Raw genomic sequence first — 11,087 nt, 5'->3', positions numbered from 1 at the left:
GCCGCGCCGAGGCCAGCCTGGCGCTGGACCCGCGTCAGGCCGCCGCCGGCCTGCAGGGCGAAAACCCTTTCGGCCAACGCCACGCGGCGCCGCCCTTGCAACGGGTCCGCGGCCTGAGCGTGAGCCCGGCGCCGCTGGCGGCGATGGGGCCGCTGGGCAGCGACTGGCCGGAACGCCGCCAATGGCAGCCGCGCTTCGCCGGCTCGCCGCAGGCGATGGCGGAGGACGGCAGCCATATGGGCTGGCCGGCGGCCACCGATCTGCGCTTCTTCCAGCAGGCGGCGCCGGACCAATGGTCGGAGCAGGCTTGCTGGCCGGCGCAAGCGCCGTACGCGCTCAGCGGTTTTCGCGGCGGCGAGCTTCAGGGCCGCTTGCCGGCCCTGCGGCCGCTGCTGCTGGCCGGGCGCGGCGACGGCCCGCTGGACGAGCGCCCGGAACTGAGGCTGCAAACCGTATGGCTGCTGCCGGACGCGGATCTGGGCGTGATGTGGTGGAACGGCTTCCTGCCGCTGGATTACGTGCTGGACGACAGCGTCGGCCGGCTGGCGCTGGGCTTCAAGGACGCCGCCGAGCCGGAGCGGCCGGCGGAGCTTGCCGCCTTCGCCGAGCGCCGCGCGCGGCTGGACGACCAGGACCCGCTCTTGCTGGCCGATCACGCGCTGATGCCGGACCCCGCGCGCGGCTGGGTCTGGGAACAGATCCTGGACTCCGCCGACCATCCGCGCTTCGCGCCGCCGCCGCGCGATCGCGCCGAGATCCGCGCGCGGCTGGAACAGAACCGCGAGGATTTGCGCGAGGCGCAGGCGGCGCAAAGCCGGCTGCAGTCCTTTGTCCGCGCCAATGAAAACGCCTTGGCCGGCCTGCCGCAGGCGGCGGCCGACGAGGAAGACTGGCGCGCGCGGCTGCAAAGCGAGCGCGGCCCCTGGAGCGAGCTGACCATACGCGACGCCGATCTGAGCGGTCTGGTCATCGACGGCCGCGAACTGAACCAGGTCCGCTTCGAACGCTGCAAGCTGGATCACGGCCGCTGGCGGCAATGCCGGCTGGAGCAGGTGCAGTTCGTCGATTGCTCGCTGGCCGGCGCCGTGCTGGAAGCGGTGCGCTGGAGCGGCGGCGGCTTGAACCGCTGCAATCTGGGCGCCAGCGTCTGGAACGGCGTGGAGCTGGCGCAGCTGGGCATAGAGGATTGCCGGCTGGACGACATCGCGGTCAACGGCGGCGCCTGGCGCGCGGTCACCGTGCAGGGCGAGGGCGGCGCCGGCGGCAGGATCGGCCAGCTGCGCTGGGATCAGGTCAATTGGTGCCGGGTGCGCGCCGAGGACTGGCGCTTCACCGGCCTGCAGGCCGACGGCCTGGGGCTGGTGGAATGCCAGCTGCCGCGCAGCGGCTGGCGGCAATGCCGGCTGCTGAAGTTCAGCGCGCTGGACACCGATTTGTCCGCCAGCGTCTGGCAGCGCTGCCAGCAACGCTTCGGCGTGGTGTCGCACGGCAGCTCGCTGCGCCAGGCGCGGCTGGAAGACTGCGAACTGCTGTCGTGCAGCTGGCAGGAGCTGGACGCGGCGCAGCTGCGGATGGAGCACTGCGCCTGCCCGCAACTGCACGCTCAGCGGCTGCGGGCGCCGGATTCGCTGTGGCGGGGCTGCGCGCTGGACGGCCTCAACGCCACCCACGCCGATCTGACGCGCGCCCGCTTCGAGGCCTGCGCCTTGAAGGACGCGCTGTTCTACGGCGCAGGCCTGGAGGACAGCCGGATGGAGGGCTGCAATCTGATCGACGCCAAAACCGCCTGGATGCGGCCGCCGTCCGGCGGCGGCTGGAGAGGCAATCTGGAAACCGGACGCCAGGACTGGCCGAGGAGGGCGCCATGAGCGCGGCGGGAGAGGAGGTCTTGCGGGAGCTGGCCGGACAGTTGCCGGCGGTGGTGGAGGGGCTGCGTTTCGACGCGCCGCCGGCGGCGACGCTGAACCGCGCCGTCTACATCGACTGCCGTTTCGAAGGCGTTCACTGGCAGCGGTGCCGCTTCGAGGAGGTCCGCTTCGTCAACTGCCGTTTCGAGGCCAACCGTTTCGAACGCTGCGTCTGGCGCGAGCTGGGCTGCGCCGACAGCCAGTTCATCGACTGCGTTTGGGACGAATGCGAACTGGAACGGGTGGGCTGGCAGCGGGTGAGCGCGTCCGGGGCCCAATGGCGCGGCGGGCGGCAGCGCGACTTTTCCTGCGTGGAGCTGGACGCGGCCGATTGGCGGCTGAGCGATGTGCACAGCGCGCACGGCTCCTTCGTCGATTGTCGGCTGCGCGAGTGGCAGTTGCAGGGCGGGCGCTGGTCGGACAGCGCCTGGATCCGCAATCAGCTGGACGGTTTCAGCGTGGAAGGCGCGGAGCTGCGCAACTTCATCCACGGCCAGAGCCGGGCGCGGCGCGTGGCGCTGAGCGCCTGCCGGGGCCTGAACGCGCGCTGGATAGATTGCGAACTGGAGCATATGGCGCTGGACCACTGCGAGCTGCGCCAGGCGGCCTGGTCGCACAGCGTCTGGAACGGCGGTGCCATCCGAGCCAGCCGTCTTGCCGGCGCCAGTTTCGACCAGGCCCGGCTGCGGCGGGTGCAAGCGCGCGAGGCCGATCTGGAGCAGGCCCTGTTCGACGGCGCGCGGCTGGAGGACTGCGCCTTCGAGCAATTGAGCGCGCCGCGGCTGTCGCTGCGGCAGGCGCGGCTGGAACAGGTCAATCTGTCCGGCGCCAATTTGCGCGGGCTGGACGCCAGCGGCGCCGCGCTGCAGTCGGTGAAGCTGTCCGGCTGCGATTGCCGCGGCGGCAGGCTGATAGGCCAGCCGCGCGGCGCATGGAGCGCGGCGGACACCGCCGGCGCGCTGTTCGACGATAGCAAACTTGAGCAAGACCGGGCCTGGCGGCAACAGACGCAGCCCGGACCTAGAGGAGCCGCATGATGACATGGATGCAAGAGAGCGCCCTGGCCTGGGCTGAAACCCCGGCCGAATCCGATCCGGTGCTGCGCGCGCTGCGCGTGGCCGCGCCGACGCCGCGCCCCAGCCAGGAATGGCTGCCGGCGCGGGTGTGCGCGCAAGGCGAGGGAGACGGCGAATGGCTGGTCCGGCTGCCGACCGGCGCGCTGCGCCAGGCGCGCGCCGCCTTCAGCTGCCTGGTGAGGCCGCAGCGCGGCGATCTGGTGCAATTGGCGGCGTCGGAAGAGGGGTGCTGGGTGCTGGCCGTGCTGGAGCGCCCGCAGCCGGGCGGCGTCTGCCGGCTGGAACTGGGCGCGGCCAGCGTGCAGCTGCACGCCGCCGAGCTGCATCTGTGCGCCGACGGCGAACTGAGCCTGAACGGCCGGCAGCTCAACAGCCGCGCCCAGGCCATCGCCACCGCGGCACAGGAGCGGCAGACCCATATCGGCGGCACCGACGCCGCGCACTGCGGCAGCCTGCTGCTGCACGCGGACCGCCACATGGGGCTGCACGCCAAGAGCACGGCGCTGAGTTCGGCTTCGCTGTTGAAGCTGGACGCCGGCCAGATCCACGTAGCTTGAGGAGAATCGCGATGTTCGCCAATTGTTCCGCGGGCGGCATGGCCCTGGCGGCCTCCGACGTCTGCAAGACCCCGCCGCTGGGGATTCCGTCCACCTACGCCAATATCGCCAACAAGCCGGAGGCGGTGCCCAATGTGCCGACCATCATTTACGCCGGCGGCCCGGTGCACAACCTCAACACCATCATCCCGATGACCCACGGCGACGAGGGCGGTTCGATGGGCGGCGTGGCTTCCGGCACCGTGGCGGCGTTGTCCCGCCACGTGACCGGCTCCGGCAAGGTGCTGATCCAGGGCGCGCCGCAGACGCGGCTGACCGACACCAATCTGCCCAATAACCAGAACACCGCCGGGCAGACGGTGGCTCCTTCTCAGACCATCACCATGACCTTGAGCTAATGACCTCCTTCTCCTTTGTCCGGCGCGCGCTGCTGCTGTGCGCGCTGGCCGGCCTGGCGGGCTGCTCCTCGCTGTTCTCCTCGCGGAGCGACGAGGGGCCGCGCCAGCTGCACGTCACCCTGGTGGGCGGCGGCCAGCTGAACAACAGCGGCGGCGGCCCGCGGCCGGTGCAGGTCTGCCTGTACGTGGTGCGGGAGGCCAACTGGCTGCCGCCGGCCGGGCTGGAGGATTCCAGCTGCGCCCAGCGCGGCCGCGAAGTGGCGGCCGAATCCCGCCACGTGGTGGCGCCCAATCAGGTGCAGCAAGTGCTGCTGCCGGCCTCCGGCTCGGACCCGGTCTGGCTGCTGGCGGACGCGGACTTCGCCAGCAAGCCGCCCGGCTACGCGCCGCTGCGCATCCGGGTGGACGGCCGCCAGCTGATCCATCTGGCGGTGCTGCTGGAGCGCAGCCGCATCGTCGACGCGCTGCGGCCCGCCCCCTTGCCGGCGGACGCCTCCGCGGCGGCGCCCGCCGCGTCGCCGCCGCCGGCCAAGCCCGGCCGCAAGCCTTGGCGCAAAACGCGCAAGGCGCCCATCGCCCATCTGGAGGAAAGCCCATGAGCGCTTTGCCGGTAGGACCCGTCGCCTGGAGCGACGGCATGTTGATAGAAACCCAGCATTTTCAGCAGCAGGAACGCCATCTGGCCCATCAGTTCGGCCTGCGGATGCGCCAGACCTCCAACCACGGCTGGGGCTTTTTCCGGCTGGACGTGGACAGCGACGGCCTGGGCCTGGGCCGGCTGGGCCTGCGCGCCGCCGAAGGCGTGCTGCCGGACGGCACCCCGTTCGCGCTGCCGGCGCACGACCCCTTGCCGGCGCCGCTGGACACCTCGGAAGCCCAGGCTGGCGACATCGCCTGCCTGGCTTTGCCGGCCGCCGGCTGCGGCGGCCCGGAAATGGCCTTCGGCGACGCACCGGCCGCCGCGCGCTACCACGCCGCCGCCACCGAAGTGCCCGACCTCAGCGTGGGCCTGGACGCGCCGGGCTCGCCGCGGCGGCTGACGCTGGAAACCGGCCGCATGATGACGCGGCTGTGCTGGCAATCGCAATTGCGCGCCGATGAAACCGCCTTGCCCTTCGCCCGGGTGGCCGGGCGCAGCAGCGCGCTGACCCTGCTGCTGGACCCGCGCTTCATCCCGCCGCTGCTGGACAGCCGCGCCCACCAGACGCTGCGCGCGCTGATCGAGGAATTGCAAAGCACGCTGCAAGTGCGGCTGGCCGGCAGCGCCGGCTTGCGCCTGCTGTCCGCCGGCGGCGGCCTGGCCGATCTGGTGGAGCTGATGCTGCGCCAGGGCATCGCCGAATACCGGATGCGGCTGGCCCACCTGGACGCCTTCGACCCGCTGCCGCCGGCCTTGTTGTTCCAGGAGCTGATCGGCCTGTTGGGCCGCCTCAGCGTGCTGCCCGGCGTGGACGAGGCCCTGGCCGAGCGGCAGTTCGTCTATCAGCACAACGACCTGCAAGCCGGGTTCGAGCCGCTGGCCGCCACCTTGCGCTACGCGCTGGCCAGGGTGATCGAAACCCCGGTGCTGCCGCTGAAGTTCGAGGACCGCGGCGACCAGGTCCACGTCTGCGTGGTGGACCGCCAGTGGAAGCTGCAGAAGATGGTGTTCGCCTTCTCCGCGGCGATGCCGGCGGACAAGCTGCGCCAATTGCTGCCGCAGCAGGCCAAGCTGGGCGCGGTGGAGCAGATCCAGAAACTGGTGGACCTGCAATTGCCGGGCGCGCGCCTGATCCCCGCGCCCAATCCGCCGCGCCAGGTGCCGTACTACGCGCAGAGCGTGTATTTCGAAGTGGAATCCAGCGACCCGTTCTGGGCGCAGGCCTTCGCCGGCTCGGCGCTGGCGCTGCGCATCGTCGGGGACTTCCAGGACTTGAGGTTTGAGGCTTGGGGGTTGCGCGAAGGCAAGGTTGCTTAGAACCAGTTTGCAGCCTGCAGCGCGTGCTCGCGGGACCGTAAAACAGGTTCAAAACCCAATAGCCGAAAGAGTGAACCTAAATGAATCTGCTGCATAATTTTTCCTCCATCTTTCGCCGGGCCTCCACCGCGCACCTGAACAGCGGCATGCTGGAAGGCGCGATGCGCAGCCGGCTGGAAAACCTGCCGCTGCTGATGCCGGGCCAGCAAGTGTCCACGCTGGACGCCCAGCCGGAGCCTGAGACGCTGGAGGCCTTGCCGCTGGCGCTGCCGCCCGCCGCGCCGCCGACGGCGGGCGCGGGCAGGGCGCAGGCCGAGCCCGACGACGCGCCGGTGATCTATCAGCGCTCCGGCGCGCGCGGCGGCCTGCTCAAGGCCGGCCTGCAACAGGCGCAATGGGACAATCCCTTCATCTCCCACGCCTTGCCGGCGGTGTTGCAATTGCAGCGGCTGCAAGGCGGCGCGGCGGAGAGCCAGGCGCAGATCCGCGCCCAGCTGGGCCTGGAACTCAAGCTCTACCGCGAACGCCTGGCGGCCTCCGGCTGCGAGTGGCAACAGGCCCAGGACGCCTCCTACCTGCTGTGCACCTATCTGGACGAGGTCTGCAACGACGCGGCGCGCGGCGCCGGCCAACAGCCCTACGACGGCGAGCGCAGCCTGCTGGTGGAATTCCACGACGACGCCTGGGGCGGGGAAGACGCCTTCGCCGACCTGCAGCGCTGGTTGCGCCACGAGCCGTCGCCCACCCCCTTGCTGGAGCTGTACGAACTGGTGCTGGCCCTGGGCTGGCAAGGCCGTTACCGGGTGCTGGATCGCGGCGAGGCGCTGCTGCAGGATTTGCGCTCGCAGCTGCACGCGGCGATCTGGCGCCAGCGGGAACCGGAGCCGCTGGGCGCGGAATTGATCGCGCCGCCGCCCCCGCCGCCGCCGCCGGAACCCGAAGCCCCGCCGCGCCAGCGCTGGCTGACCCCGCTGCGCGGCGGCGCCATCGCGCTGGGCGTGGTGGCGCTGGCCTACGGCGCGGCCAATATCAGCCTGGACCTGCTGGGCCGGCCGATACGCGAAGCGCTGGCGGCCTGGACCCCGCCCTTGCGCAGCATCAATCTGGCCACCACTTTGCCGCCGCCGCTGCCGCAGCTGCTGTCCGAAGGCTGGCTGGTGGCCTATAAGCACCCGCAAGGCTGGCTGCTGGTCTTCCGCAGCGACGGCGCCTTCGACGTGGGCAAGGCCGAGGTGAGGGCGTCCTTCCAGAAAAACATCGAACGGCTGGGCCAGGCTTTCGCGCCGTGGCCGGGCGATCTGGAGGTGATAGGCCATACCGACCGCCAGCCGATCCAGACCAGCGCCTTCCCCAGCAATCAGCGCCTGTCCGAGGCGCGCGCGCGCTCGGTGGCGGACACTCTGCGCCAGACCGCGATTCCCGGCGGCGCGCAAGCGCCCGACAACGCGGTGGCGCGGCGCATCGATTCCTCCGGCCGCGGCGACAGCGCGCCGCTGGACGCGGCGCAAACGCCGGCCGCCTATGAGCGCAACCGTCGCGTCGACGTGTTGTGGAAAGTGGCGGACGCGGCCAAGGGCGCGGCGGCCGCCGTCCCGTCGCCCGGTCAAAGCGCTCAGACGCCGGCCCCGCTGGCGCTGGCCCCGGGCGTCGGCATCGCCAACGGCCCCAGCCCGCTGGAGCCCGGCTATAAGGAGCAACAACCATGATCCGGCAAAGCATGCGCGTCTTGATCGCGCTTTTGATCGCGCTGGCGATCTGGTGGATAGGCCCGCTGATCTCCATCGGCGTCTACCGGCCGCTGGGCTGGGCCTTGCTGCGGCACATCCTGGTGGCGGCGGCGCTGATCTGGGGCTTTTGGCCGCTGCTGAGCTGGCTGTGGGGCCGGCTGACCGCCGCGCCGCGCGCCTTCCGACGCGCGCCCAAGCCCGCGCCGGAACCGGAGCCGGACCCCGGCCCGCCGGACTATATCAGCGACACCTTGCAGCAACTGGAGCGCCAGCTGAGCCGCCGCGGCGGCGCGCCGCTGCCGTGCTATCTGCTCTTGGGCGCCGCCGGCAGCGGCAAAAGCAGCCTGCTGTCCTGGACGCTGCGCGACGGCGCGGCGCCGGCGACGGCGATAGGGCAGGGCCTGGGCCTGGATTTCCGCCTGTCTTCGGACGCGGTGTGGCTGGACACCCAGGGCCAGTGGAATGTCGGCGAAGGCTACGATCAGGAAGCCTCCGCCGCCTGGGACAAGCTGCTGGCCGGCTTGGCGGCCCTGCGCGACCAGCTCAGCGTCAGCGGCGTGGTGCTGTGCGTGGGCGGCGACGATTTGATTTCCATGGCGTCCAAACGCCGTCAGCAAATGGCCGCCACCTTGCGCCAGCGCCTGCTCAAGCTGCGCGACGGCCTGGGCCGCACCCCCAATGTTTACCTGGCCCTGACCGGGGCGGACCGGCTGGACGGCGCGCTGGCGATGCTGAACCAGATGCGGCCGGAGCGTTGGGCGCGCGGCATCGGCTTCCCGCTGCCGCTGGAAGCCGGCGCGGACGCCGCCGGCGCCTGGGCGCCGGCCTTGCACAGCCTGGAGCAAAGAGTGCAGCGCCAGGTGCAGTTCGCCGCGCCCCTGGCCGGCGAGGTGGAGGCCAACCACGCCCAGCTGCGCTTCGTGGAGGCGCTGGGCCGGCTGCGCCAGGCCTTGCAGGGCCTGCTGCCGCCGCTGTTCGCCCGCGACGGCGACGAGGACGCGGCTCATCTGCGCGGCCTGTGGCTGGGCTCGGTGGCGGAAGTGGCCGACATCGAAATCGACGGACCGGAACCGGCGACGCGGCCGCTGGGCGAGCTGTGGACGCCCTTGCTGCGCCAGGTGGCGGTGGAACGGCAGTTGATGGAGCAGAACCTGACCGCGGCCGAACGCCAGGCGCGGGAACGGCCGGCCCCGCCCGCGCCGCCCTCGCGCAAGCGCCGCCTGCTGAACGCGCTGCGCTGGGCGGCCTTGCCGGCCTTGGCGCTGGGCCTGCTGCTCTGGGTGGCCTGGGGCTATTTTGCCGAGCGCAACTATCTGGAATACGTCTGGGCCCAGTTCAGCGAGGGCAAGACGCTGGCGCGGGAACAGGCCGGCAGCGCGCCCAGCGCCGGATCGCCGCTGCTGGCGGTGGCCGCGCAGATGCGTTACGCCCAGGCTCAGGCGGAAAGCGCCGAGCGCGGGATGAGAACCCCGTATTTCGAGCACCGCCGCGTGGCCGAAACCGCCACCGCCACCTATCACCGCCATCTGCAGAAAACGCTGATGCCGGAGCTGTACAACGAGGTGAAACGCACCTTGCTGGCGCAGACCGAGGGCAGCCCCGGCGACATCTTCCTGACGCTCAAGGTTTACTTGATGCTGTGCCGGCCGCAATACCGCTCCGCCGACGCGGTGGAGCGCTGGATCGCCGGGCGCTGGGAGGCGCTGTCCGAAGGCCAGTACAACGACGAGGACCGACGCATGCTGATCGCCGACGCGCGCGCGCTGATCGCGCTGCCCGGCCTGCCGGCGGCGCCGGAGGACGCCAATCTGGTGCAGACGGCCCGCGCCCGCGCCTCGCAGATTCCGGTGGTGACCCGGGTGCTCAACCATGTGCGGGAGCAGGGCCTGCCGGCGCAGATTCAGGACATCTCGCTGGCGCGCGCGGCCGGCTTCGGCTCCGCGATGAGCTTGCGCATGCGCAACAACGTGCCGGACACCGACAGCGCCGTTTCCGGCTGGTACACCCGCGCCGGCTATGTCGACGCCTTCCTGCCGCGGCTGGAGACCAGCGCCCGCGCCATGCTGGAGGAGCAGAGCTGGGTGCTGCGCAACGAGCCGCTGCGCGGCAACGGCTTTGAAATCGACAGCCTGGTGCAGAAGCTGGCCGATAGCGCCCGCAACCAGTATCTGCAGGACTACATCACCGCCTGGCAAAGCTTTCTGGCCAATGTCAGCGTGCGCTCCGTCACCGGCCTCGACGACGCCGCGCAACTGGCGGCGTCCATGATGAACTCGCAGTCCCCGCTGGCCAATCTGCTGCGCTTCGCCGGACGCGAAACCATGTTGACCGGAAACTACGACGGTGGCATGGACAGCTGGATAGACCGCCAGAAGGCGCGGCTGGAGAAAAGCCGCCGCTCGCTGGTGGGCGAGATCAACGGCGAGCGCTACCGGACCACCTTGCTGCCGGAACACGCGGTGGAGGAGCACTTCCAGTCCTTGCGCCAGATCGCCAAGCAATTGGAGAAGAACGACAACAGCGGCAGCAATCCGCTGGCGCGGCTGTTCGATTCGCTGTACCGCCAGCTGGGTCTGGTCAACGGCGCGCTGCAAACCGGCCAGGTGCTGCCGGCGCAATACGATGTGTTCACCAAGCTGCGCGGCGACGCCGGCCTGCAGCCGGAACCGGTGCGCGGCATCATGCTGGACCTGATCAACAACGGCAGCGCCGCCACTTCCAGCCAGACCCAGGCGGTGCTCAACAAGGGGGCGGCCGGCGCCACCCGCAGCGCCTGCGATCAGGGCCTGACCGGACGCTATCCCTTCCGCCGCGGCGCCGGCGCGGACGCCAGCGTGGAGGGCTTTGAGCGGCTGTTCGCGCCGCAGGGCGCGATGGCGGTGTATTTCCGCGAGCATCTGGCCGCCTATGTTGACACCTCGGTCGCGCCGTGGAAGGCGCGCAGCGTGGACGGCGGCAAGCAGGCGCTGCTGAGCCCGGACGTGATAGGCGCTTACGAGAGCGCCAGCCGCATCCGCGACGCGATGCTGGACGACGGCGGACGCTTGCGCGTGCCCACGGTCTTGCGCTTCCTGGACATGGACCCGCAATTGGCCGAGGTGCAACTGGATCTGGCCGGCCAGACCCTGCGCTTCGCCCACGGCGCCACCACGCCGCAGCGCATCGACTGGAACGGCCAGAGCCAGAAGCTGGCGATACGGCTGCAGATGAAGTCGGTGGACGGCCGGGTCAACACCCTGCAATACGACGGGCCGTGGGCGCTGTTCCGCTTCTTCGACGCCGGCCGCGGCGTGGGCGGGACCGCGGACCGCCGCGAGCGTCTGTACCAGGGCAGCCTGGGTTCGGTGCGCATCGAGTGGCAGTCGCTGTCCTCGCCGTCGCCGCTGTGGTCCGGGCTGATCCAGTCTTTCCGTTGTCCGCAAGGCGGCTGACAACGGCTCCGGGGCCGGCGTGGCCGGTCCCGGG

At 71.0% G+C, this 11,087-nt stretch carries 8 protein-coding genes; all 8 read left to right on the top strand.

Translation table 11 applies throughout. From position 1 onward, the window contains the following. Positions 1–1,868, top strand: a 1,868-nt coding sequence (locus NK214_RS09710; RefSeq protein WP_253314356.1) for a DUF2169 domain-containing protein, incomplete at its 5' end; no start/stop codon positions are given. After that, a complete protein-coding gene (locus NK214_RS09705) occupies positions 1,865–2,944 on the top strand; it encodes a pentapeptide repeat-containing protein (RefSeq protein ID WP_253314355.1) in 1,080 nt (359 codons plus the stop codon). The genes NK214_RS09710 and NK214_RS09705, both read left to right, overlap by 4 nt. After that, a complete protein-coding gene (locus tag NK214_RS09700; RefSeq protein ID WP_107800058.1) occupies positions 2,944–3,540 on the top strand; it encodes a DUF3540 domain-containing protein in 597 nt (198 codons plus the stop codon). Before NK214_RS09705 ends, NK214_RS09700 begins: the two co-directional genes overlap by 1 nt. Positions 3,541–3,551: 11 nt before the next feature. Continuing rightward, on the top strand, positions 3,552–3,938 hold the full coding sequence (locus NK214_RS09695) for a DUF4150 domain-containing protein (protein ID WP_043593253.1): 387 nt from the start codon (positions 3,552–3,554) through the stop codon (positions 3,936–3,938). Next, the gene (locus tag NK214_RS09690; protein ID WP_107800057.1) at positions 3,938–4,537 is read left to right on the top strand and encodes a type VI secretion lipoprotein TssJ; all 600 of its coding nucleotides are present in this window, start codon (positions 3,938–3,940) and stop codon (positions 4,535–4,537) included. The genes NK214_RS09695 and NK214_RS09690 overlap by 1 nt, the downstream gene beginning before the upstream one ends. Then, on the top strand, positions 4,534–5,895 hold the full coding sequence (gene tssK, locus NK214_RS09685; protein ID WP_235088624.1) for a type VI secretion system baseplate subunit TssK: 1,362 nt from the start codon (positions 4,534–4,536) through the stop codon (positions 5,893–5,895). Before NK214_RS09690 ends, tssK begins: the two co-directional genes overlap by 4 nt. Positions 5,896–5,975: 80 nt before the next feature. After that, complete coding sequence (gene icmH / locus NK214_RS25100; protein WP_305883553.1) at positions 5,976–7,601, top strand: type IVB secretion system protein IcmH/DotU; 1,626 nt, start codon at positions 5,976–5,978, stop codon at positions 7,599–7,601. Then, the gene (tssM, locus tag NK214_RS09670; protein WP_253314354.1) at positions 7,598–11,053 is read left to right on the top strand and encodes a type VI secretion system membrane subunit TssM; all 3,456 of its coding nucleotides are present in this window, start codon (positions 7,598–7,600) and stop codon (positions 11,051–11,053) included. Before icmH ends, tssM begins: the two co-directional genes overlap by 4 nt. The last annotated feature ends 34 nt before the right edge of the window (positions 11,054–11,087 follow it).

The sequence above is a fragment of the Chromobacterium sp. S0633 genome (assembly GCF_024158805.1).
Classification (GTDB): Bacteria; Pseudomonadota; Gammaproteobacteria; order Burkholderiales; family Chromobacteriaceae; genus Chromobacterium.
This window is presented reverse-complemented; position numbering and strand designations above follow the sequence as displayed.

Excerpts from the sequence above, each read along its gene's own strand:
- NK214_RS09695 (WP_043593253.1), top strand. The coding sequence starts at position 3,552 with ATGTTCGCCAATTGTTCCGCGGGCGGCATGGCCCTGGCGGCCTCCGAC.
- tssM (WP_253314354.1), top strand. The coding sequence starts at position 7,598 with ATGATCCGGCAAAGCATGCGCGTCTTGATCGCGCTTTTGATCGCGCTG.
- NK214_RS09700 (WP_107800058.1), top strand. The coding sequence starts at position 2,944 with ATGACATGGATGCAAGAGAGCGCCCTGGCCTGGGCTGAAACCCCGGCC.
- NK214_RS09690 (WP_107800057.1), top strand. The coding sequence starts at position 3,938 with ATGACCTCCTTCTCCTTTGTCCGGCGCGCGCTGCTGCTGTGCGCGCTG.
- NK214_RS09705 (WP_253314355.1), top strand. The coding sequence starts at position 1,865 with ATGAGCGCGGCGGGAGAGGAGGTCTTGCGGGAGCTGGCCGGACAGTTG.
- icmH (WP_305883553.1), top strand. The coding sequence starts at position 5,976 with ATGAATCTGCTGCATAATTTTTCCTCCATCTTTCGCCGGGCCTCCACC.
- tssK (WP_235088624.1), top strand. The coding sequence starts at position 4,534 with ATGAGCGCTTTGCCGGTAGGACCCGTCGCCTGGAGCGACGGCATGTTG.